At 56.4% G+C, this 23,977-nt stretch carries 20 protein-coding genes; 4 read left to right on the top strand and 16 right to left on the bottom strand.

What is annotated here, in order from left to right; genetic code table 11:
* Positions 1–405: 405 nt before the first annotated feature.
* Positions 406–717: a hypothetical protein gene (locus GNX18_RS02730; RefSeq protein WP_205827903.1), complete on the bottom strand. Its 312-nt coding sequence runs from the start codon at positions 715–717 to the stop codon at positions 406–408.
* Between the two features lie 1,354 nt (positions 718–2,071).
* Between GNX18_RS02730 and GNX18_RS02725 the strand changes: the two genes are divergently transcribed.
* Positions 2,072–3,052, top strand: coding sequence for an integron integrase (locus GNX18_RS02725; protein ID WP_166215276.1), 981 nt, complete (start codon positions 2,072–2,074; stop codon positions 3,050–3,052).
* 51 nt (positions 3,053–3,103) lie between these two features.
* On the opposite strand, the gene groL is transcribed toward GNX18_RS02725, so the two are convergent.
* The 3 genes from groL to GNX18_RS02710 form a co-directional block, all read right to left on the bottom strand.
* Positions 3,104–4,744: a chaperonin GroEL gene (gene groL / locus GNX18_RS02720; protein WP_138237302.1), complete on the bottom strand. Its 1,641-nt coding sequence runs from the start codon at positions 4,742–4,744 to the stop codon at positions 3,104–3,106.
* A 47-nt stretch (positions 4,745–4,791) separates the two neighbouring features.
* On the bottom strand, positions 4,792–5,085 hold the full coding sequence (gene groES, locus GNX18_RS02715) for a co-chaperone GroES (protein ID WP_105104448.1): 294 nt from the start codon (positions 5,083–5,085) through the stop codon (positions 4,792–4,794).
* 236 nt (positions 5,086–5,321) lie between these two features.
* Positions 5,322–5,801 carry an FxsA family protein gene (locus GNX18_RS02710; RefSeq protein ID WP_166215275.1) on the bottom strand — a complete coding sequence of 160 codons (480 nt, stop codon included), beginning with the start codon at positions 5,799–5,801 and terminating at the stop codon, positions 5,322–5,324.
* Between the two features lie 253 nt (positions 5,802–6,054).
* On the opposite strand from GNX18_RS02710, the gene cfa reads away from it, so the two are divergent.
* Positions 6,055–7,230 (top strand): cyclopropane fatty acyl phospholipid synthase, encoded by a 1,176-nt coding sequence (cfa, locus tag GNX18_RS02705; RefSeq protein WP_166215273.1) that lies wholly within the window; start codon positions 6,055–6,057, stop codon positions 7,228–7,230.
* A gap of 52 nt (positions 7,231–7,282) precedes the next feature.
* Here the strand turns inward: cfa and GNX18_RS02700 are convergent, their stop codons facing one another.
* Both GNX18_RS02700 and GNX18_RS02695 read right to left on the bottom strand, forming a co-directional pair.
* Complete coding sequence (locus GNX18_RS02700) at positions 7,283–8,044, bottom strand: SDR family oxidoreductase (RefSeq protein ID WP_166215272.1); 762 nt, start codon at positions 8,042–8,044, stop codon at positions 7,283–7,285.
* Between the two features lie 52 nt (positions 8,045–8,096).
* Positions 8,097–9,083, bottom strand: a complete 987-nt coding sequence (locus GNX18_RS02695) for a DUF481 domain-containing protein (protein WP_240914179.1) — start codon at positions 9,081–9,083, stop codon at positions 8,097–8,099.
* Positions 9,084–9,271: 188 nt separating this feature from the next.
* Here GNX18_RS02695 and GNX18_RS02690 point away from each other — a divergent pair, with 188 nt between their 5' ends.
* Entirely contained in the window at positions 9,272–9,604 is a 333-nt protein-coding gene (locus tag GNX18_RS02690) for an MGMT family protein (protein ID WP_166215269.1), read from the top strand.
* 26 nt (positions 9,605–9,630) lie between these two features.
* On the opposite strand, the gene GNX18_RS02685 is transcribed toward GNX18_RS02690, so the two are convergent.
* The 7 genes from GNX18_RS02685 to GNX18_RS02655 form a co-directional block, all read right to left on the bottom strand.
* Positions 9,631–11,001: an AmpG family muropeptide MFS transporter gene (locus GNX18_RS02685; protein WP_166215268.1), complete on the bottom strand. Its 1,371-nt coding sequence runs from the start codon at positions 10,999–11,001 to the stop codon at positions 9,631–9,633.
* A gap of 86 nt (positions 11,002–11,087) precedes the next feature.
* Positions 11,088–11,531 (bottom strand): YbhB/YbcL family Raf kinase inhibitor-like protein, encoded by a 444-nt coding sequence (locus GNX18_RS02680; RefSeq protein ID WP_205828041.1) that lies wholly within the window; start codon positions 11,529–11,531, stop codon positions 11,088–11,090.
* Between the two features lie 226 nt (positions 11,532–11,757).
* Positions 11,758–12,762, bottom strand: a complete 1,005-nt coding sequence (locus GNX18_RS02675; protein WP_240914178.1) for a threonine/serine dehydratase — start codon at positions 12,760–12,762, stop codon at positions 11,758–11,760.
* A gap of 54 nt (positions 12,763–12,816) precedes the next feature.
* A complete protein-coding gene (gene ampE, locus GNX18_RS02670; protein WP_166215266.1) occupies positions 12,817–13,740 on the bottom strand; it encodes a regulatory signaling modulator protein AmpE in 924 nt (307 codons plus the stop codon).
* Positions 13,741–13,800: 60 nt separating this feature from the next.
* Complete coding sequence (ampD, locus tag GNX18_RS02665) at positions 13,801–14,388, bottom strand: 1,6-anhydro-N-acetylmuramyl-L-alanine amidase AmpD (RefSeq protein ID WP_166215264.1); 588 nt, start codon at positions 14,386–14,388, stop codon at positions 13,801–13,803.
* 222 nt (positions 14,389–14,610) lie between these two features.
* The gene (locus GNX18_RS02660; protein WP_166215262.1) at positions 14,611–17,007 is read right to left on the bottom strand and encodes a DUF1631 family protein; all 2,397 of its coding nucleotides are present in this window, start codon (positions 17,005–17,007) and stop codon (positions 14,611–14,613) included.
* A 438-nt stretch (positions 17,008–17,445) separates the two neighbouring features.
* Positions 17,446–19,716, bottom strand: coding sequence for a DUF1631 domain-containing protein (locus GNX18_RS02655; protein WP_240914176.1), 2,271 nt, complete (start codon positions 19,714–19,716; stop codon positions 17,446–17,448).
* A 408-nt stretch (positions 19,717–20,124) separates the two neighbouring features.
* Here GNX18_RS02655 and nadC point away from each other — a divergent pair, with 408 nt between their 5' ends.
* The gene (gene nadC / locus GNX18_RS02650; protein ID WP_166215260.1) at positions 20,125–20,982 is read left to right on the top strand and encodes a carboxylating nicotinate-nucleotide diphosphorylase; all 858 of its coding nucleotides are present in this window, start codon (positions 20,125–20,127) and stop codon (positions 20,980–20,982) included.
* On the opposite strand, the gene GNX18_RS02645 is transcribed toward nadC, so the two are convergent.
* Genes GNX18_RS02645 through GNX18_RS02635 form a run of 3 tightly spaced genes read right to left on the bottom strand, consistent with a single transcriptional unit; the run spans position 20,910 to position 23,954 of the window.
* On the bottom strand, positions 20,910–22,028 hold the full coding sequence (locus GNX18_RS02645; RefSeq protein ID WP_166215258.1) for a glycosyltransferase family 2 protein: 1,119 nt from the start codon (positions 22,026–22,028) through the stop codon (positions 20,910–20,912). The two genes, nadC and GNX18_RS02645, sit on opposite strands and share 73 nt — an antisense overlap.
* The gene (locus tag GNX18_RS02640; protein WP_166215256.1) at positions 22,016–22,444 is read right to left on the bottom strand and encodes a GtrA family protein; all 429 of its coding nucleotides are present in this window, start codon (positions 22,442–22,444) and stop codon (positions 22,016–22,018) included. Before GNX18_RS02640 ends, GNX18_RS02645 begins: the two co-directional genes overlap by 13 nt.
* Entirely contained in the window at positions 22,431–23,954 is a 1,524-nt protein-coding gene (locus GNX18_RS02635; RefSeq protein ID WP_205828040.1) for a glycosyltransferase family 39 protein, read from the bottom strand. Before GNX18_RS02635 ends, GNX18_RS02640 begins: the two co-directional genes overlap by 14 nt.
* Positions 23,955–23,977 lie beyond the last annotated feature (23 nt).

The following is a 23,977-nucleotide window of genomic DNA, read 5'->3' as shown; positions in this document are numbered from 1 at the left end:
GCACCTTTTCTACGAAACTGAAATATACCACGGTGCGGCGCCGCCGATCCTGGCACAGACTTTCCACACCGCAGATCGTGGGCGAAGCCGACGATTAACCTATTGGCGGCGCTGCACAAGCAAAACCGCCGAGAATTTCTTCATTACCTGACCGAAAAAGCCAAATGGTGGAGCCACGTTTTCTACAGTGGTTTTGAGAAGTCTATGGCCTGAAGCCCCCACCATTCATTATTCTTTACTTTCTACGAAGCTGTATTTTCTTTCGACAGCTCTTGAAAACACTAACGCCCAGCGCAGGCGCAGCCAGCGCGGAGCGCATTTTGTGTTAATGTTTGAGCGCCAGCGAGTAACACAAAAGGTGCGTAGCGTTGGCTGTCGCTCTGCCGCTGTTTGTTATGTGGAATCTCACTCGGAGCCACCAGTATCTGGCAGAGATCTTCTTGCTGCCTTTTTCTCTCTTTTTTCTCTATCTTTTACTTCTAACGAGCGTACATCGTCTGGAGACGACTTTCCAAATTTACTTTGATACAAATGCTCGAGATATTTTGGAAGAGGCAATTTCCATTCTTCCTGGCTATTTGCATCCATTTTCGAAAAGCTTTTTGGGCTAAGACCTAGCTCTCTTGCCATTTGTATTTGAGCGTGAGATAGCTGATATTTTTCTCTAGCCTCAATCCATGGCTTAATCTTATTTGAAACAAAACCTTTCTTTGCCACTTGTGATCTCGAACTCATACTCACATAACGCCGCCAACAGGGGCGGCTTACTTTGTGCGCTTATTGCGCGAAAATGGGAGCGCAGCGACCCGCGCAATAAGTGCACAAAGTAAGCCGTCCCGCGGAGCCCCGAAGGGGCGGAGCGAACTGCTTGGCTTTGTTATAGCCGGGCTCGCTCGACACATAAACTATGCACACCTGCTTTGGGCACCAAGGACTGACTGAGCCAGTTTAGAAAACTGCCAAAGCACTTAACTTTCAGCACGCACTTACTATCTTAAAACCACTCTACATTACTTGTTCGGAATTGGCATTTCTACGATCTAAAACGAACCTGCTAGGAACGAAACTGCCAATCATACATTTCTCGGAAATTCCTAAATTGAAACCACTCTACAATGCTGGTTTGGATCTGCATCAACTGCGAACCAGAACGAACCCACTAGGAACAAAACTGCCAAGCATAAATTTTTAGGAAAATGTTCAATGTTGGAGAACTGGACAAAGAACAAATTACTTGCCGCTTACACAATAACCCAACAACTCTTACCGTGGGCTATAACGCCCTGCGCAGGCGCAGCCAGCGCGGAGCACATTTTGTGTTAATGTTTGAGCGCCAGCGAGTAACACAAAAGGTGCGTAGCGTTGGCTGTCGCTCTGCCGCTGATTGTTAGTGTTTTGGGGCTCTACCGACCGCTTTCCTGGAACTGCGCTTTCCGAAACCACCCAAGAGAACGAACGGGACATTCCCTTTACGAAACTGAAATATACCAGGGTGCGGCGCCGCCCTCCTGGCGCAAAGCTTCCGCACCGGATCGTGGGCGAAGCCGACAATTAACCAAATTTGTGGCGCGGCACAAGTAAAACTGCTGAAAAGTGCCGCATTGCCTGACCGCAAAAGCCAAATGGTGGAACCACGATTTCTACGATGTTTTTGAGAAACCTATGGCTTGAAGCTACCACCGTCCATTATTCATTACTTTCTACGAAGCCGTATTTTCTTTCGACAGCTCTTAAAAACACTAACATTTTAATCGTAGCCCCGAGGGCTGCTATTCAATGGATTCTATTCCATAAGCCATTTAATGCCAAAAGCCAAAAAAATCCAAGCTGGGCCAATGGCTTAAATTTGCTCCCACCTCCACTACCCAAACTCAAAATAGGTCGCCACGGCTACTATTTCGCTTTGCGGAACCAACGTTAACTTATTGATATATATATCATTTTCCACTACCTCAACGCTACCGTGCGAAATAGTGGTCGACGTGTGTGAAATACGTGTTGACTTTCAGTCAACATTAGCGAATATACTGTATATAAATACAGTCATAATTTGGATGCAAAGGACTGCATGATGGATGATATTCCGATTCCCCTGCCCACTCATCCCAGCAGGTTTATGGATTGCTTCAGGGCGTTTATTCGTTCACGGCATCTTGCTTACAAAACGGAGAAGACCTACTGCTTTTGGGTGAAGGACTTTATCCGGTTTAATGGTATGCAGCGTCCGGAAGAGTTGGGAAAGACGCAAGTCGATGAATGGCTTGGCTATCTGGCTAATCGTCGCGCGGTTTCTGTCAACACTCAGAAAACAGCACTCAACGCTGTTGTTTTTTTGTACAAGCAGTTTTTGAATGTTGATCTGGGCGATCTGCAGTTTGTGCGAACCAGTAAAGGGAAACGGCTCCCGGTAGTATTTACCCATGAGGAAGCCATAGCGGTCCTTGCGAATATGCAGGGCCACCACAAACTCGCCGCCAGTCTTATGTATGGCTCTGGTCTACGCGTGATGGAAACGGTCCGATTGCGAGTTCAGGATGTGGATTTCGGCCACCAATGCTTGTTTGTTCGTGAAAGCAAAGGAGATAAGTGGCGGCGAACGATATTGCCGCGTTCCCTTTTGCAGCCATTGCAGACCCAGGTCGAGTTCGCGCTAGCATTACACAAGCGTGATCTGGAGGAAGGGTATGGCGAAGTGTATTTGCCTGGAGCCCTTGCCAAAAAGTATCCCAATGCCGCAATAAGCCCTGGTTGGCAGTATGTGTTTCCCGCTCCGGAGAGAGCGACGGACCCCCGCAGTGATACCATTCGCCGCCATCATATCGGTGAACAACAAGTTCGCAGGGCGGTGGCAGCGGCATTGAGGGCTACCGACATCCGTAAGAAAGCAAGCTGCCATACGTTCCGGCACTCATTCGCGACAAACCTGCTGTCCAAAGGTACCGATATACGCAACATTCAGGAACTGCTAGGCCACAGTGACGTCAATACCACCATGATTTACACCCATGTCGTTGGTGTGCATGAGCGCGGTGTGGTCAGCCCACTGGACTAAGCCATAAAAAAACCCCGCAAAGCGGGGTTTTTTGTTTGGCTGGAGGCCGGCTTACATCATGCCGCCCATGCCACCCATACCGCCCATGCCGCCCATATCAGGCATTGCGGGCTTGTCTTCCGGAATATCAGCAACCATGGCTTCGGTGGTGATCATCAGGCCGGCGATGGAAGCAGCCGCCTGCAGTGCAGAGCGGGTAACCTTGGCCGGGTCCAGGATTCCCATTTCCAGCATGTCGCCGTACACACCGGTAGCGGCGTTGTAGCCGAAGTTGCCTTCGCCCTGCTTCACTTTGTCGACAACAACGGAAGCTTCTTCGCCGGCGTTGGCAACGATCTGGCGCAGCGGCATTTCCATTGCACGCAGAGCAGCGGCAATACCATGGTTCTGGTCTTCGTTGTCGCCGACGACCTTGATCGCTTGGGTAGCGCGCACCAGAGCGGTACCGCCGCCGGGAACAACGCCTTCCTCTACCGCAGCACGAGTCGCATGCAGGGCGTCTTCAACGCGGGCTTTCTTCTCTTTCATTTCGACTTCGGTGGCAGCACCAACCTTGATCACGGCAACACCGCCAGCCAGTTTTGCTACGCGCTCTTGCAGCTTCTCTTTGTCGTAGTCTGAAGAGGACTCTTCGATCTGGGCACGGATCTGCTTGACGCGCGCTTCGATGTCAGCAACGTTGCCGGCACCGTCGACGATCACAGTGTTCTCTTTGGACAGGGTTACGCGCTTGGCGGTACCCAGGTGCTCCAGAGTGGCGCTTTCCAGCTCCAGGCCGACTTCTTCGGAGATCACGGTACCGCCGGTCAGGATAGCGATATCCTGCAGCATGGCCTTGCGGCGATCGCCGAAGCCCGGAGCCTTGGCGGCAGCTACTTTCACGATACCGCGCATGCTGTTCACAACCAGGGTGGCCAGCGCTTCACCTTCCACGTCTTCTGCGATGATCAGCAGCGGCTTGGAGGCCTTGGCTACCTGCTCCAGCAGCGGCAGCAGATCGCGGATGTTGGAGATTTTCTTGTCTACCAGCAGGATGAATGGGTTATCCAGCTCGGCAGTCATGTTTTCTTGGTTAGTAATGAAGTACGGAGACAGGTAGCCGCGATCAAACTGCATACCTTCAACCACGTCCAGCTCGTTCTCGAGGCCGGAACCTTCTTCAACGGTGATTACGCCTTCTTTACCTACTTTTTCCATCGCTTCTGCGATGATGGTGCCCACGTGCTCATCGCTGTTGGCGGAGATGGTACCAACCTGGGCGATAGACTTGCTGTCTTCACAGGGGGTGGCCAGGCTGGCGATGTGCTCGACGGCTGCAGCAACGGCTTTATCGATACCGCGCTTCAGGTCCATGGGGTTGAAGCCAGCCGCTACTGACTTGAGACCTTCGGTCACGATGGCCTGTGCCAGTACGGTAGCGGTAGTGGTGCCGTCACCAGCGGTGTCGGAAGCCTTGGAGGCCACTTCTTTCACCATCTGCGCGCCCATGTTCTCGAACTTGTCTTTCAGTTCGATTTCCTTAGCCACGGAAACGCCGTCTTTGGTTACGGTCGGGGCACCGAAGGATTTGTCCAGTACCACGTTGCGGCCTTTCGGGCCCAAGGTGGTTTTTACCGCGTTGGCCAGGATATTTACGCCGTTCAGCATTTTCTGACGGGCGTCATCACCGAATTTTACGTCTTTAGCTGCCATGATCTTATTTCCTCAATTCTGTGTGCGATGAAGGTTCAGGAGGCTTATCAGCCTTCCAGAACGCCGTAGATGTCGCTTTCGCTCATGATGATCAGCTCTTCGCCGTCCACCTTGAGGGTGTTGCTGTCGGCGTAACGGCCGAACACCACGGTGTCACCCACTTTTACGGACAAGGCGCGTACGTCGCCGTTGTCCAGCAGCTTGCCTTCACCCACGGCAACCACTTCGCCTTGATTCGGTTTTTCTTTTGCAGCGCCCGGCAGAACGATACCGCCGGCGGATTTGGCTTCTTCTTCCTTACGGCGTACTACGACGCGGTCGTGTAAAGGACGAATTTTCATGGATTGGCTCTCCATTGAGTTATTTGGGGTTGCAATAACAAGTGGAATCCACGCCCTTATCCGGTCGTGGGACCAGCCCCACTGCATCAAATGCACCGGGGCAAAAACTTGAGGTGCAGGCTATCTAAGGGCCGAGCGGAGGGATTTCAACGGCGGTAGGAAAAAAACTGGGAAAAAATCTGCAACTAACACCAGCCGGAGGTGGAGTAGCACAAAAAACAGGCAACTCTATGGACTTAGTGATTGTCGCCCCCGGAATTTTTACTCGATTTTTGATCTTTTCCCTCCCGCTGATAGTCACCATCAATGATATTTCCTCCCCCCTGCTCCGGTCCATTTCCTCCTGGGCCGTAACCAGGCCGGACTACAATGATGCGACCGAGCAGTTTCCCGAGCACCAGCTGACGCAACCCCGGAATCAGGCAGATGAACCCCAGCGTATCGGTGATAAAACCCGGGGTGAGCAATAGCACTCCACCAACCGCAAGGAAAATACCCTCCGCTACTTCCCGCGCGGGCACCTCCCCCGCGCGCATCTTGTCCTGAGCGCGCATTAGGGTGGAAATTCCCTGATGACGCAGCAGCGCCACCCCCACAACCGCCGTCAACAGAACCAGACCAATGGTGGGCAATGCGCCAACTACGTCTCCAATAGAGATCAACAGCCATATTTCGAGAATCGGCAGGAGGATAAACAGTATCAACAATGGACGCATGGTCTTGGGCTCCCCAGGTGTACCGCGCCTAGGCGCTGCCCCTGTGTTGAATACCGGCGAATTCCGGTATTTCTAATATGCTTAACGGGAAAACGCGCAGAACCCACAGTAGGGGGAAATCGGCGCAAGTCATCGGGTTCGCAGTGTAGCCACTCCCCTGTGTGACGCGCAAATCCGCGCTACCGAACCCTTATCCACAATGACACGGAATCAGCTGCCAGCTGGTTCCGGCAGTGATAGGAGAGACGGCAATATGGAAAGCGACACCGTTACCAACACCCCGCGAAAGAATGCCCGCACCAAGTCCAGCGCAACAACGAGTTCCTATGCAACACACCTGCTGGCTGAGCTATTGCGGGCCGCGGACATCAGAATAAATGGCGACCGACCCTGGGATATACAACTGCATCAAACCCGGGCTCTGGATGAAATTGTCGCCCGCCACAGTCTGGGCCTCGGTGAAACCTATATGCGTGGAGACTGGTCCTGTATCGCGCTGGACGAGTTCTTCTACCGACTCCTACGGGCAGATCTGCAAAACCAGATCAAACCATTTCGCCATCTATGGCGAGTCGCGCGCAGCTATTTCATCAATCTGCAGAGCCAGCGCCGGGCGTTTCAGGTGGGCGAACATCACTACGACCTCGGCAACGATTTCTACCGCTCAATGCTGGACAGTCGGATGACATACAGCTGTGGCTACTGGAAGGACGCCGAAAATCTGGAACAGGCACAAGCGGCAAAGCTCGATCTGATTTGTCGCAAACTCGACCTGCAACCGGGCATGCGCTTACTGGATATCGGTTGCGGCTGGGGCAGTCTCGTCAGCTACGCCGCGGAGCACTATGGCGTTGAATGCGTGGGGGTAACAGTTTCCCGCGAACAAAAACAGTTTGTCGACGAGCACTACGCCAACTTCCCTATTCGTGTCGAACTGATGGATTACCGCAAGCTCAGCGGAAAATTCGATCGCATCGCCAGTGTCGGTATGTTTGAGCATGTTGGCCGCCATAACCACCGCACGTTCATGCAGGTCGCGAAACGCTGCCTAGACCCTGACGGTCTGCTATTACTACACACCATCGGCAAGAACCTGCGCCATACCACCTGCGATCCCTGGATCGAAAAATATATTTTTCCCAACGGGGACCTGCCCGCCAACAGCCAGATCTGCGAAGCTGCGGAAAGCCTCCTGCTGGTGGAAGACCTGCACAATTTCGGTTGCGACTATGATAGAACCCTGATGGCCTGGCATCAGAATTTTGAGAACAGCTGGGAGCGTTTCGCAGACCGATATGGGCCGGAGTTTTATCGTATGTGGCGCTACTATCTACTTTCCTGCGCCGGTGCGTTCCGAGCCCGCCATATACAGTTGTGGCAGTGGATACTTTCTGACCGCCGTCACGGCGGCGTGGTCAGGGTGTGCTGAAGCCCGCACCGCGGGCATCTCTGGAAGACAAGCGCGAAGAGCCAGCAATGAACTACATTCTCGCGCCGCCATCCACCTCGATAACACGCCCACTGATGTAATCGTTGTCGATGATAAAGGCCACGGTGCTGGCGATTTCCGCGGGCTCCCCGATACGTCGCAGCGGCACCTGTTTCACCAGGCTGTCGAGAATTTCCGGGCGCATCTGCGCCACCATATCAGTACCGATAAATCCAGGGGCAATGGCGGCAACCCGCACACCGTAGCGCGCGAGTTCCCGAGCCCACGTCACGGTCATAGTGGCAACGCCCGCCTTGGAGGCCGAGTAATTGGTCTGCCCCATATTGCCGGCGCGCGAAACGCTGGAAATATTGACAATCACACCACCTTCGCCCCGCTCCGCCATAATGGCCGCGGCCGCGCGGGTGCAGAGAAACACGCCGGTCAGATTCACATCAATTACTGACTGCCATTGCGCCAACGACATCCTCTCGGTCACCTTGCCATCTTTCACTTTGAGCAGCATACCGTCCCGCATGATTCCGGCGTTGTTCACCAGTACATGCAACCCACCGAAATCCTTTGCGATCGCGGCGAAGGTGCGATCAACAGCCTCCTCCTCAGCGACATTCACCACATAACTGCGCGCTTCAGCACCGATGCTGACGCAGGCGGCAACACTCTCGTCAAGACCGGCCTGATTAACATCGAGCAACGCAAGCCGTGCGCCACGCTCGGCGAGATAAACGGCCATGGACCGACCGAGGCCCTGACCAGCTCCGGTAATAGCGATAACACTGTGTGCAACCTGCATAGCGCCCTCTAAATTGAATGATCGTGCAGCTTCCGGTAGTTCTTTTATCGTCTTACCAGGAATAGCCTACACCGACGGTCATTTTTGTGTCTTCTTTTGCACTGTCGAGCGATGGCGTATTGTCATACTGCCAAGCGTATTTCACTTCCATCAAAATGCCTTTCACGAGCGGGGTCCGGACTCCGATTTCCGCATTGCTCTGATAATCTGCGCTACGATCCAGTGACTGCAGCAGTTCCTGGTTGTAATACACCTCGGGGCCCAGTTCGAATTTGTAGCGAAAATCCCACGCGGTACGGCCCGCCGCATAACGCTTGTCGGACGTTTCACTCAGAGAAGGGTCTATGAACTCGTCTTTTACGCTGCTCATACCCCCCTGGATAGAAAATGCAGACTTGTCCGTATCGAAAAACAGGTAACCAAGGCCGAGACCCACGGTGGTACTAAGATCCAGATTGCGTGCTTCTTCATGCAGGAAGGCGCTGTTGCCGGCGGCAAACCATTTCTCGGAAAAGATCCAGCGCAGATCATAGTTGAAACGATATTTTTCCAGATTATCCACGTCGGCACTGTTCTGGTTCTGGTACTGGGTACCCACCAGATGGTGAAAGTCGCCATTGCGAACATCAAAATTGGCGTTGATATCCCAATCCTCTCGCTCGCGGTTTCCATTCTCGAACACTCCGGATGCCGCCACGTTACCGCGGAATACGATCGGGTCGCCCACAAAGTTGACATAGGGTTCTGCATGATCAATGGCGGGAAAGTCCATCACCCAGCCGTCGCCTTCATCGCAGTAAAGCTCCCACTGTTCGCGACGGTGTCCAGCCAAGGCGCAGGGCTCATCCCTGCCGGCTATTTTCAGATCCTTGTCGGTCTCCAGAGACAGAATTTTGCCTTTCTCTACAGTAATATCTCCGAAGGTTTCCGATTTCCACACCACGTGATCGCGCTCCACTACCACGAGCTCGCCGTAAATCCGGTCTCCATTCGCGAGGCTCAATACACCCGCACTGACCTCTGAAACAGCAGTGGTCAACAGTGCGACAGTCAACAGCGCCGTGGATAGCGGGCGGAGAACTGAGGAAAAAGAGCGGAAAGTTCTGGAAACTAACGTTCTGGATACATCAGAATGCACGAAACAACCTTTAAATAGCCTGGAGTTATTAGCTGAAAGTGCGCAATAAATCTGGAAGTGAAACTGTTAAGACTTCAGGGACCAGTACAATGCGGAAAATCAAAAGCGAGGCCAATGATGCCACAAGTCGCATCTGCCTTGCACTTGCACAGGTCCCGTCGGGTCGGGTTGTCACCTACGGACGCCTCGCGGAGCTGGCCGGATTACCGAGGGCGGCTCGCCTTGTGGGACAAACTTTGCGCAAATTGCCTAAAGATACCAGCTTGCCGTGGCACCGGGTGCTGAATGCGCAAGGGAAAATCTCTCTGCCCCAGCCCGGTGCCCAAAGACAGATAAAACGGCTTGAAGCGGAAGGAATCACCTTGATGAACGGAAAGGTGGATCTCGGGATTTATCTCTGGCCGCAAGAAAAAGAACTTTAGCCATCGCCCCGGTTCCTCAAGTGTGGCTAACTCTGCAGTGTCTCCCTTTTTTCTGCGGCATTCGCCGCTTCCTCATCCTTGTAGCGGTACCAGATATAGATGGACAGCAGAACAGCAGGAATACCGAGAATGGCCACGAGGATAAAGAAGGAGTAATACCCTTCAGCATCCACGACGATGCCGGAAAAACCGCTGATAAATTTGCCCGGCAGCGTCATTAAGGAGCTGAACAGCGCATACTGGGTCGCGGTATAGGATTGATTGACCAGACTCGAAAGAAAAGCAATAAATACCGAGTTGGAAATGCCCGCGCTGATGTTGTCTGCACTGATCGCAATGGCCAGCCAGGTTTTATCCGCACCCAGAGTGGCCAAATGCGCAAATAGCAGGTTGGTTGCGGCAACCATCACCGCGCCCAGTATCAGAGGGCGTAGAATGCCGTACCGCACAACCATAGCGCCACCCAGAAAGGCTCCGATCATGGTGCAAACAAAGCCGAACAGCTTGCCGATCTGGGCGATATCGTTCTTGCTAAAACCGAGGTCCAAATAGAAGGGATTCGCCATGACCCCCATGGCAATGTCACTGACGCGGTAGATACCGATGAACAGCAGCAGTACGATCGCAAAACGACCATTCCTTTCAAAGAAATCGATAAACGGGCACGCAACAGAGCGCACAAACCACTCACTGATTCTGCTGTGTTTACCACTTCCCAGTACGCGGTCCACCCACTCGTGTTGAAACTCCTCTCCTTGAGCGCGCGCCTTTTGATGGTCAGGTTCAGACACCAGCAGTGTGGTGACGATACCGACAAGCATCAGCGCCGCCATGGACATATAGGCAATGCTCCAGTTGGCGTACTCCGCAATAAACAGAGCGCCCGCCCCGGCAATCAGCAACGCCACCCGGTAGCCAAACACGTACATTGCCGCCATGGCGCCCTGATACTGCTTCTCCATCGCCTCGATTCGGAATGCGTCAATCACCACATCCTGAGACGCCGAGCAGAACGCCACCAGTACACCAAACCCAAAAATCGCGGGGAGCGCAAGCTGCGGATTGATTCGGCTCATCGCAAACAGTCCTGCGGCAATGCCAATCTGAGATACCAGCATCCAACTGCGCCGCTTACCCATGAGGTTGGTAACGAACGGGATACGCAGTGAGTCTATCACCGGCGCCCATACAAACTTGATGGAAAAGGTAATGCCAATCCAGGCTGCAAACCCGATCGTGGTGCGGCTGACACCGTAGTCGCGCAACCACGCCGTCAGTGTGGAAAAAACCAGTAGGAGCGGAAGACCAGCGGATATCCCCAGGAAAAACATGGCCAGCACTTTTGGTCGTGAATAAACCTCAAGTGCCTCTCCCCAGGTCATTTTATTTTGCTGCATGGGCGAGTTCTACATCCTTCCTGTATGTGGCAGACAACCAGCGGCCTAACCCGGCAGATCAATGACGGCTGCTCCCGGGGACGGGATCAACGGCCATAAATGACTTCCAGTTGCGCCTCAGCCAGCTTGTTGGCATTAACGTAGTAAGCCACCATGGCTGCCGGACTGTTCTCGTCCAATGGCAACTGGTCAACTTTGAGCGCGTAGATCCGGAACTGGTAACGGTGGTCGCCGTGTCCCTCCGGCGGGCAGGCTCCACCATAACCTGAGCTGCCAAAATCGGTGCGGCTCTGAATCGCCTCGGGAATCAGTCCTGATTTGGGATCTCCCGCCCCTTCCGGCAGTGAATTCATATCCGCCGGGATATTGAATACGATCCAGTGCCACCAGCCACTGCCAGTAGGTGCATCCGGGTCATGTACCGTCAACGCAAAACTGCGAGTGCCTTCTGGCGCGCCGCGCCAGTGCAGCTCCGGGGATATATTTTCACCACTGCAGCCAAAGCCAAAGTACAGCTGTGCGGGCTGCATACGCGCACCGTTGACAAAGGTTTTTGATGCCAGCGTAAATTTTTTAACATCCGCATGCGCAACCGGAGGCACAAGCAGTGGCAGCAACAGCAGAACAGCCGCAAACCGGGATACAACTGCACACAGTGTAGCAGCAGACCACCTAACACATCGCGCCGCGCGTCCAGGTTCCAGCCGCGCCGCAAAGAAAATATCACCGCGTTTCATCCTGCCCTCCAAGTGCCGTTCACAATTGGTCATTCTCTGGATCGGTCAGCAAACCTGCCACTGCCGCGAGATCCATATTCCCCCCACTCAGCACCACAACCACTCGTTTATTGCGAAAGCGTGCTCCGTGTTCGATTACAGACGCCAGTCCCACCGCGGCCGAAGGCTCTACCAGTTGCTTCGTACGGTGCCACAACAACGCCAGAGCCAATCGAATTCCCGCCTCCGACACCGTCACGATGTCGTTAACGTGCTCGCGGATCACGGCAAAATTGCGCACTCCCAGCGTCGTGCGCAAACCGTCCGCAATGGTCTCGGGAACCTGCTCCGTGACCCGCACGCCGCTACGCAGTGAGCGCTGGGCATCGTCCGCACCTGCGGGCTCAGCGCCGAGCACCTTGATATCCGGTGCCATTGCGGAAATAGCCAGGGCGATACCTGCCAGTAGTCCACCACCTCCCACCGGGGCAACAACCAGATCCGGGCAGAAACCCCGCTCACGGCATTGACCCACAATTTCCTGCGCCACAGTGCCCTGCCCCGCAATGATGTGAGCATCATCAAATGGCGGTACCACATGGGCGCCAGTCTTCGCCACCAGCTCTGCCAGTGCGCCCTCCCTCGCCGCCAGCGTAGGGGCGCAGTAGATGATGTCTGCACCGTATGCGGCCACAGCGGCTTTCTTGGCCTCAGGCGCGTTGTCCGGCATAACCACAGTACAGCGAATGCCCCGCTCAGCTGCAGCCCAGGCCAGCGCCGCGCCGTGATTTCCAGAGGAGTGCGTGGCAACCATTTCCGTGCCCGCCGGCAGCTGCAGTACCGCGTTGGCCGCACCCCGTGCCTTGAAGGCCCCCACTTTCTGCAGATGCTCGCACTTGAAATAGATTTCCGCCCCGAGCCACTGATTGATACTTGCAGACGTCATCAATGGCGTACGGTGAATCCACCCATACAGGCGTTCAGCGGCGGTAAACACGTCCGCTGCCGAAGGCAGATCAGACGGCGGGCTGTCGGTATCGGTCACGTAATCCTCAATGCGCAGATTTCAGGAAATCAAAGTGTCCAAGAGCTTGTGTCGTTAGCTGCCAAACAGCACAGCCAACGCCATCACCGTCAGCCACATCAACAGCGCACGGGAGAGCACGCCCTGCATGGCTTCGAGCTCCGCACCACATAGGCGCTGCCCCTCGCTCACCATTGCGCCTGCGCTGCATTCACTGCTGTCGATTCCACCCAGAGCACCTTCAAGATAATTCTCCAGAATATCTTCGGTTCGACTTTCCCGGCACGTCAAGTGTTCACGCCATACCCGGTAACAACCGGCGAAATTGCCAACGATTGCCAGGGTGAACCCCACGGCCCGCACCGGCAACCACTCGATAAGCCACAGCCAGCGCACGGCCAATTCCCGGTCCGCTACGGGAATGGGAGACGCCTGTGTGTCAGTACCGTCCAGCGCCAAGGTGTCTACCGCAAGCCGGCTCAGTCGATACAGAATCGCGCCCGGAATACCAAGCAGCAGGAACCAGAACAGCACGGCGAACAGGCGTTCAAATGCGCGATATGCAGCGGCGCGAAATACCAGTTGATGCAAGACCTGCGGATCGCTTACCGATGAGACCTCTGCCATATCTCCCGGCGCCAGCAACGGCTCAGCAGCGGCTTTGGCAGCGTCCATATCCCCCTGATACCAACTCCGCAGATAACCGGACATCGCGCCATTGAAATTGCCGCGCCCGAAGCTGTACAGCAGTGCCGGGACACTCACCAGCAAAAGACCGATACCGCCGAGCACCGACTCCGCCGCGACCAGCAACAATGCCACCAGCAGTGTGGGCCCCAGTACCAGCAGACCAAAGCCGATTCCCGGCCTGTCGCGTACCAGCGCGCGCCGGTAGATGAGTTGCTGCCAGTGGACAAACCAACTGTCCCGATGCACAGGTCCGCCGGAACCCCAGATCTGCACCAGTCCCAATGCCAACAGTACGATCAAAAGCGCCATACTACCCCCGCTTCAATTTCTGATTATTAATTGGTCGATCAATGGACGGTACAACTTCCATCAGCGAGCGTCGGCGCCCGATGATCCGGCTTCCACCAGTCGATCCAGTTTTTCGAAGTACAGAGCCCAGTCGAACCCTGGACCAGGGTCCAATTTCCTTCCTGGCGCGATATCCGAATGACCGGTGATGCGCGACTTGTCAATCAACGGGTAGGCATCCATGATCGCCAGCGTCACCTCAGCCAGGGACTCGTACTGCGCCGTTGTATAAGTGTCGGTATCCAGCCCTTCGAGCTCGATACCGATGGAGAAATCATTGCAGTTTTCCCGGCCACAAAATGCGGACTGCCCCGCATGCCAGGCGCGCTCGGAGAGCGGGACATACTGGGTAACATGACCATTGCGGTCAATCAGCAAATGTGCAGACACCTGCAGACTGGCGATTTCAGAAAAATAGGGGTGTGCATCTACATCCAGATGCCCGAGGAAGAAGTCATCAATGTAGGGCCCGCCATACTGCCCTGGCGGCAGGCTGATGCTGTGAATGACCAGGAGATCCACAGCCGAGCCTTCCGGGCGGCTGTTGCAGTGTGGGCTCGGCAAGCGACGTGCGCCGGACAACCAGCCGGACTGGACCTGATATTTCACAAACGCGACTCCGCTGGAATTAAGCAGAGTACATTTTATGGAAGCAACGTACCAACTGCCACTGGCAATATCCGATTCTGCAGGCCCACACCACCACGGCCAAGCGCGCGCGCAACATCAGAAATCGCCGAACCCCATCCGCAACGCCGTATATGTAACGCATCCGGGACTGCTTTGCTATCCGTTGCCCGTTACAGCCTTCCGATAATAGGGAGGCGGCCTTCAAACGCTGATGGCGAGTCGGCTTTCACCACAGTTTCCCACCACATGCTGCAGCGCGCGCTCGAAGAGAGGCCCCTGTTCCAACGGCAGCAACTCCTCATCGCGCAACGCATGGGCAAGTTCCAGGCGAGAGTAAACACCCACCTTGGCCCCCTGACGATTGACGAACATGAATTGGTCCAAGTCAGAGATGATCGCCGCCAGGCGGCACCGTATCGGCAATTTTTCCAGCTGCCGCAGCAGGAACCAGCTGTCTTTGAGGTGATAGGTCTGCAGCCAGTAGTCGTCATTCTCGGGTAGTGCGGTCAGACCGCCGGATCTGGTCACACTCGCTTTGGTGACCACCTGCTGGATTTCTTCAACTGCGGGGAGAGCCTTCTGAGTGGAAGGCAGTTCACGTGTATCATCCAACCTTACGGTCAACACATCAAATTCTTGCGTGGCGGCAGAAGTCACGCCATCCGCCACCGGTATGGCCAACACGCTGTCCGCCTCCCGGCGCAATTCCTGGACCAGGCGCTCGCGGATACGGCGCTCGCGCTCGGACTCCACACGCTCACCGAGTTTCTGCCGCTCCCGGTATAGTACCTCGAGCCCACCCAGCAAGCGCTGGAGATCACCACCGCTCAGAGACAATGATTGCGCCCCCTCTTCCAACCGTTTTTTAAGATCCGGCAGCAACTGACGCATTTTAGCGCTGCTCTCAGGCATTGGCGCCGCCACACTCCAAATCAGGTCGCGCGCGGTCAACACATGCTGGCGCCAGGAACCACTGTCGGTCCCGTCTCTCAGACAGGTCCGAAACAGCACGCTGCCCCAAACCCGGTCCAGCCATTCGTGCACAATTTTAGGCAGCTTGCGTTCCGCGGTGAGCGCATCGAATACCGCAGCCACCCGGGCCTTGGCCGCCTCTACTCGGGCGGAACCCCGGGCCTCATCAATGGTGCGCCGCTCCATAACCGCGGCCCGCTTGCGCTCACGCACTGAAAATTCGCGAAAGGATTCCAACAACCGGGCAAACACCTGCTCATCTTCACCGTATTCCGACAGCACACCATCCACGATGGCGCAAATTTCATGATACAAGGGATCGTCGAGATACTTTTCACCGGGCTGCCAGCCAATCGCGGCATCGGCCAGCTCGTTCAGCAAACGCCGAGCCGGGTGTCCACTCTTGCTGAAAAATGCCTTATCCGCCACCGCCAACTTCAACATGGGCAACTGCAGGCGGATCAACTGCGCCTTGATGGGTTCCGCCAAATTGCGGTCTTCCAGCATGAACGAAAACAGCATGTCTACCAGCCGGATCACTTCGCTGTCCAGTTCGTGCAGTGAGGCGCTCTGCTTACTGGCGACAAGACTCTGCTGGATAAGCTCGGTAACATTCACCAACTCACCCGTTGCACCGGATTGGACTGGCAAGGACATTTGGAACTGCCCCAGATGTTGCAACAACGTCGGTGTTGCCATTGGGGCAGCACCAGACCCCAAAGGCATTAACCCCGCAATGAAATTGCCGTGGCCGGTGGCGCCGCCGCCCGCAACCAGCGCGCCCTCCCGCACTGCGGCAGACTGCTCAGGAGTACGCGCATCGACGGCGCCCGGGGAGCCGGGTACTCGCCCCTGGCGACTGCGGCGGTGCAGCGGGTCCTCAATTGCGGGCAGCACCCCCTGCTCAATCAACAGGTTGTTGCAGATCTTATACAGTTCGCCCAGGCGGTTGACCAGCTGCAATTCGAACTTCTTGAACACGGTCATGCGCGCGCGCAATGAGATATCTACATCATCAAGCGCATCGGCAAAGGCGGCACAGATAGCTGCCGGGCCCAGGGGCATGTTTTCGCCGTAAATTTTGCCAGGCAACAGCGTGTCGAGGCGAAGGGACAGCGACGCAACGGATTCCGCCTGGTCCCGTTGGACATTCGACACCATGGTGCGAATGGCCACCTGTTGCTCCAGATCGTCGTCGTTGAGTAGCGACAAGGGAGGCAGCGCAGAGGATGGATCGCGCTCAAAATCCTCCCCCGGGATATCGTTGCGCGGAGCGTGAAATCGCTCTTCTACACCGTCGCAGAAATCGCTCAACAGTTTACTGTGCGCCCCTCGAATAGCGCGAATCGCCAGAAACAGGCGATCCTGCTCCTCCTGCTGGTGGGACTTTTCGGCCATGCTGAACAGGGAATCGTCCACCTGGGCAAGTACTTCTTCCGCCCGGGCCTGCAGCCACTGAATTGCTTTCTGATTAACGAGATTCACAGTTTTGGACAATTGTCGCGGTGCCGATATACGGAGATTCGCGCGGTTTTTTCGATTGCCATTTGTCATTCTCTTGTCGTCATCCGAAGCACCACCGTCGATGACAAATAGCTTTTTATTATCTCTTTCCATATCGTCCATGCTCACCCCAGCTGCCCTCCTGGCAATTGATTTGAGTACTTCCACCGCAGAGACGTTTACTGCGTCCCCCAATACTCCGCGGCAGACAAAAAGACATTCCACCTGCCGGACAAGCGCATCAAGCGCAAAACCGTAACGGTGTACAGCCGACCCCCAAACGACGCCTCAGCAGAGGATGGCCATCGATATAAGCGGAACTTTTGCGCAATATCCGGCAAACATAAACGATACACAAGTACCAAAAAGGGCCATTTTTGGCCACTTGGAGTGTATAAATCAGGATTTTATTGACAAGTCAGGAAAGTCACGCACGGAGGGGGCTCAGGGGCGGCAGATTGCTGCTCTTCGCCGCCCTGGGAGCATTCCGCGACAATATGCGGCGACTGCATGAAAAGCCGCCGGAAGGGTTTAAACGTCGAGATATGCCGGAAGACCCGGTTAGTGCATTTCTCCACGGGATTTGCGCACAGTACCAATAACAGACTGCAGCGCGCGCTCAAATAGCATGCCGTCATCCAGTGGCAGCAGCTGTGCCGCTCGCAATGCCTGCGCCAGCTCCACACGGGTGAACTCTGCCACCTTGGCGCCGTTGCGATTGACGAAGATGAACTGATCGATATCTTTGATCACCGCCGCCAAACGGCAACGGAATTGCTCTTCGCCTCCCCGCTTCAATTCGAACCAACTGCCCTGGGCGAGACGGAAGGTCTGCTGCCAGTAGGAATCATCCTCGGGCACCGCCTCGGTTTCCGCTGTTTGTACCTTGAGTTCGACCTCGGCAACCACCTGCTCCAGCTCTTCCATCTGCGGAAGCTCGACGACCTCTTGCACCTCTGCCTGAGCAACTTGCGAGACCGCGCGGACCTCCTCAAGCACCTCGTCGCGCAATTGTTCTCGCACTTCGTCGCGGGCTTCTTCGCGAGCCAGACGGGCGCGCTCTTCAGTAATGCGCTGCGCCAGCGCAAAGCGTTCGCGGTATACCTCTTTTAGGCCGGCAAACATGCGTCGCGCTTCAAACGAGTTGAGCGACACCGCCTCCACCCCCACTTTTAGGCGCTCTTGCAACGCAGGTAACAGCCCCTGCAATTGCTTGCGACTTTCCGGCATCGGCGCGTGCACACTCCACACCAGATCTCTCGCGGTGCGCACATCACGGCTCCAACTTTCGCTATCGGTACCGTCCTTGATACAACTCAGGAACAGCATGTTGGACCAGACTTTGTTCAGCCACTCAGTGACCACCGGCGGCAGATCCCGCTCCGCCACCAGGGCATCCATAACGGCAGCCACCCGCGCGCGTGCGGCCTGGGTTTTGGCGCGGCCGTCGGCCTCGTCCACGATACGTTGTTCGAGTTTCTGGGCACGCTTGCGCTCGCGTTCAATGAACTCGCGAAAGGACTCCAACAGCAAGGAAAAGACATTGATGTCCTGATCAAACTCCGCCAACACCCGGGCGACCACCTCACTGACCTTCTTGAACAGCGGGTCGGACTCAAAATTATCTTTTGCCTGCCATCCGGTGCAGGCGTCCGCCAGCTCATTCAGAAGCTTGCGGGCGGGATGGCCGCCTTTGCTGAAGAACGATTTGTCGGCAATGGCCACTTTGAGTAACGGCAACTGCAGGCGCCCCAGCTGAGTCTTGATTGGCTCGGCGAGATTGCGGTCTTCGAGGATGAACGAAAACAGCATTTCCACCAGCTTGATAATGTCGCTGTCGACCTTGGTAAGCGCCGCCGACTGGCGCACATCAACCAGACGCTCCTGAAGCAGACTATTGACGTTCAGCAACTGAATGCCAGCGTCACTATAACTGCCAGGCAGGTGGCTCTGTAGAGCGCCGAGATGAGAAAGCAGATCCTGCGCCGCCATGGGAGCAACACCAGAATTCACCGGTAGCAGCCCGTAACCCGCTGCGGTAACACTGCCCCCCAATGCCGCCGGACTGGCGGGTTGCGCGCCCGAGTGTGGCACCGATGTGCTGGCAGCAGGCCGCTGCTGCTGACGCGCGGCACGGCGCTGCTGCTTGAGCGAGGGCAACACACCCTGCTCTACAAACAGGTCATTGCACTGGTCGTAGACTTTTCCCAGATTGAGCATGACAACCTGCTCGAACTTCTTCAGCAGGGTCAGGCGGGCACGGATGTGCAGGTTCAGCGGGCGCGACGCCTCGACGAATGCATCACAGATAGCGTCGGGGCCTAGAGGATTGTTCTTGTCATAGATTTTGACAGATAGCAGGGTATTGAGCCGCAGGGATATTTCGGTCAGCGGCTCGGCAAAATCCCGCTTGGCATTGGCGACCATGGTGTCCACCGCGACCAGCTGTTCGAGGTCGTCGTTGTGCACCAATGACAGGTTATCGGCCGAATACAGATCTTCACGCCCGTCTTCGGAGGAATCCCGCACCAGGAATGCGCGCGCCACATTGTCTGCAAACTGGTCCACCACCTTGCGCCGCTCCACCCGCAGCAGACGCAGCGCCTGGAACAGGCCGTCCTGTTCCTCCTGGCCGTGGGCTTTTTCCGCCATGGCGAAAAGTGAGTCGTCCACTTTGGCAAACAGTAACTTGGCCTGCTCCGCGAGCAGAGAACGAGCCTTTTCGCGCACTGCGACCACTGGCGCGGGAAGACTGGCGCCTCTCTTGTTCTCGCGCGGCTCCCGTTGTAAACCCTGAATGGATACCACGTTGTTGGAGTCTGTCATTGCCATTTAGCCTCGGCCGGTGGCCCCGTCGGGCAGCCGGGTGATGCAACCGCAGAAGTTCTGGGAAACCGCCTGCGGACCTGATGTCTTATTTTCTGCGCCTACCGCTCGCCATGTGGCAACCACAACATTACCGCTGGTAGGGTTACGGGAGAGCGGAACAGCCGCGCGAAACGACCTATTCTGGTCAACTCTCGATTCTACGGACTTACGCGCGGGCAACACAACCGCCGCATCGCTCGCGCGAACCATTTTGCGACAGTAGTCACAGCCCCCGCATGCGCGAGTCGGCGGAAAATAATAATCCGAGTACAACCGCCAATTCGCTTCTGGCCCAGCCTGCGAATTTGCTAGTATTGCCAGCCGCAATATCCGGCCGCCCTTTGCGTCGGACTAACCTAGCCGAGGTTCCCTATGACTCCCGCCGACGCCGCTATCCCCAATCTGCAACAGGATATCCAGAGAGCCGTGACAGTCGCATTGGCGGAAGACATCGGCGATGGCGATATCACTGCGCAGCTGATTCCACCGGAGCGCCAGGCGCGCGCGCGGGTAATTACCCGAGAGGACTGCGTGTTCTGCGGAAGGCCCTGGGTAGAGGAAGTGTTTCGGCAGCTGGACCCGGCGCTCCAGTTGCAGTGGTACGTGCAGGATGGGGACCGGGTCGCAGCTGGCAGCACGTTGTTTGAGCTATGCGGCACCGCGCGCTCGATCCTGACCGGCGAGCGCTGTGCACTAAACTTTGTACAGACACTGTCCGGCACGGCAACAACGGCGTCAGAGTATGCGGCTTTGGCCGCGGACTCCGAAATCCGTATTCTCGACACCCGCAAGACCATTCCGGGTCTGCGTACTGCGCAGAAATATGCGGTGCTGTGTGGCGGCTGCCACAACCACCGCGTCGGCCTTTATGACGCTTTTTTGATCAAGGAAAATCATATCGCCGCTGCCGGCGGAATTGACAAAGCGGTAAGTCAGGCGCATCGAATCAAGCCCGGTGCCCTGGTGGAAGTAGAGGTGGAAAGCCTGGAGGAGTTGCAACAGGCACTGGATGCCGGCGCCGATGTGATCATGCTCGACGAGTTCACCGATGACATGACCGCACAGGCACTAACACTCGCGCGCGGCCGCGCAAAAATAGAAATTTCTGGCAGTGTGAATGAAGCGCGACTGAAGCAGCTTGCAGGGCTCGCGGTGGATTACATTTCCTCCGGCAGCCTGACCAAGCACCTGCGCGCTATCGATCTGTCCCTGCGATTGCTGTCGGAATAATCAGGAAATCCGACACCCCGATGCGCCCGCGGCATCCCCGACAGTAAACCGCCCGTTCCGACATCAGAGACCGGGTCGGCACCCACCACTTCCCGCAGATGGAACCGCGGGCGGCGCTTCACCTCTTCGTAGATTTTGCCCAGATACTCTCCGATCACCCCAAGGCAGAGCAGCTGCACACTGCCGATAAACAATACCGGCACCATGATAGATGCCCAACCGGGCACGGCAGAGCTGGAAAAAACCTTTACAAACAACACCCAGGCGATCAACCCCAGTGCCAACCCACCGGACACCAACCCAAGCAGGGTGATCGCCCGCAGCGGTGCAATGGAGAACGCCGTTACTCCCCTCCACGCCAGCGACAGCATCCGCCGCAGCGGGTACTTGCTCTCACCTGCCATACGCGGTCTGCGCGCATAGGCAACCGTGGTGGAGCGAAATCCGAGTTCGCGCACCATGCCGCGCAGAAACAGGTTGGTTTCAGGATACTCGAGCAGGGTATCTACCGCGCGTCGCGACATCAGGCGAAAGTCGGCGTGGTTGAACACCAGATCTACGCCAAGGCGCTGCATCAGCCGGTAGTAACCTTCCGCTGTCATACGCTTGAACCAAGTATCCGTGCCCCGCTCTTCACGCACCCCAAATACCACCTCAAAGCCGGCGCGGAAGGCGTCTACCATGGCGGTGATATTCTCCGGCCCATCCTGCAGGTCCGCGTCAATACTCACCACCATGTCTTCTTGGGTCTGCGAAAGGCCAGCGTACAGCGCATTCTGATGACCGCGGTTACGCGAGAGTGCTACCGCCACGACGCGGTTATCGTCACGCGCGATCTTTTCCAGCATCGACCAGGTGGCATCGCGACTGCCATCGTCGACGTAATAGATTTTCGACGTCGCCGCGATTCGCCCCTCCGACGCCAGATTCTCCAATGTCTTCAGCAATTCCGCAGTGGTATCCGCAATCACCTCCTCCTCGTTGTAGCAAGGGACAACGATGGCCAGCGAGGGGGCCAATAGATCAGCTTCAGTTACGAATTCCATTGGGACTCCCGGTAGATCCAGAATTGATGCAGGAGAAAGTTGCCGATCAGTGTGATCAGCGTGGCGACCAGCTGCGCCAGCAGATAGGGCAACAACAGCAGTGCCAGGGAAAAACACAGGGTGTTAGTGGCGAGCCCGATGGTCGCGACTGCCACGAATTTGGGCAGTGCCTGCCGGTGGCGTGCACCACCGCCGAAGGTGAAGTAGAAGTTCAACAAATAGTTGAGTGCAGCGGAGAGTGTAAACGCAAGCGCGGACGACAGCACCGTAGCCATCGCGGCCAGCTCCACCAAAACCACCAGCAGCAGGTACTGGACCAGTGTGGCTAATCCCCCCACCAGGGTAAAGCGCCCCGCTCTACCCAGCAGTTGTCGCAACCACCGGGATGTGCTGATCGCGGAATCAGACGACTGCATCATTTCTTTCCCGCCGCTCTTCCGCCACCCAGACCTCGGCGGCAGCTGGCAGCCCTGCTTTCGCGGTCGAACCTGGTGTCTGCCACAGCGGCGCTTCGACTTCACTGTCACTCCGCCGTCGCGTGCGGCGGCGAAGGACAGTGGCCAGCAAAATGGCCTGAGTCAGCAACATCCCTTCCGCGGGCTTGCGGTAACGCCCTTCGTTGACCGCGATGGGGAGCAGCCCCTGCACCAGAATCCAGGTCATCAGCAGCACCGCAAACAGGCGTGCACCCCGCAGCCGGCGCCAACAGAGCACCGTGCCCACAAGCAGCAACAGGGTCAACGGAGCCCACAGCCAGCGGCTCTGGTGGTTCACCGCTTCCAGCCAGCGCTCGCGATTGTTATCCGGCCACGAAGAGCCAAAAAACAGGTAGATCAGGTTCTCCCCGGTCAGCGTCAGGTAGCGCTCTACCGTCCAGGGATATCGCGCCAGAGCGCGGTCCCAGTCTTCGACGCCATTCTCAATGCGGATACGCGCGTGCACCTGGCCTTCGCGGGACGTGGTCCAGTCACTGAGCGGTGCCAACGGTTTTTCGCCGGTGGAGGGAGATCCGAACCAGTAATTCCACTGCGCCCCTTCGCGGCTGTAATGCACACGAATTTCCCGTTTGCCGGAACGCAGGTACAGCGCTACCAGCTGTCCGATGCCGTGGGGTGAGACCATATGCATGGCGGCGTAACTGCGGTAGGCCAGTGGCCCCATCAACAGCCCGAGTAACAGCAGGCTGTAGCCGGCCTTGGCGAGTTTCTGCGACTGCACCAGCCACAACCAGGTGGCCACCACCGCCGCCAGAGGAATGGCTATACCGCGGGTCAGTCCCGCCAGCGCCCACACGGTGACCATCAGGAGAAAGCTCGCCAGTGTCTGTTTGCGCCGGCAGCGCCAGCTAGCATAGAGCGCGGTACCAAGCAGAGGCAGTAGCAGCGTCTCCTGCATGAAATAGCTGTAGATGGCAATCCATGAAGGTAACAGGGAGAGCGCAGCCCAGACCGCCGTCGCCTGCAATCGCCCGGGCAGCAACTCGCGGGCAAAGCGATACCAGATCCAGGGCGTCAGACAGGCCAGTAAAGCAGTAAAAAAAGCCACAAGCAGTGGCTCACCCAGAGTGAGCTTGGCGAGCACCCCCACATAGACCTGGTACATCACCGGATCGGTCAGGGTCATGGGGTCCCGCCGCAGGCTCTCGGTACCCTGCTCCCAGTGACGCTGCGGGTCACTCCAGATGTGGTCCATGGGATTGTGGGTAAACACCTGGTCCACCCGCAGCCAGATACCAACGGCGATCAGCAGGTAGAGCCCGGCGTAGGTCCACCAGCGGTGATTCACCCGTCGCACAGCCGGCGGCGTCCTCTCCCATACCCCGAGGAATACCCCCGCTGCTCCACCGTTGGCGCTAAGTCCCGCACTGCGGTCACGCCACCAGAGTCGCGCACCTGCGGCCAGCCCCCCCACAACATTCCCCACCATCTGGCACGACTCCTCAATTTCGC

Source organism: Microbulbifer sp. SH-1, assembly GCF_011326135.1.
GTDB lineage: Bacteria > Pseudomonadota > Gammaproteobacteria > Pseudomonadales > Cellvibrionaceae > Microbulbifer > Microbulbifer harenosus.
Note: the sequence above shows the minus strand (reverse complement) of the source record. Positions and strands in the feature narration are given on the sequence as shown.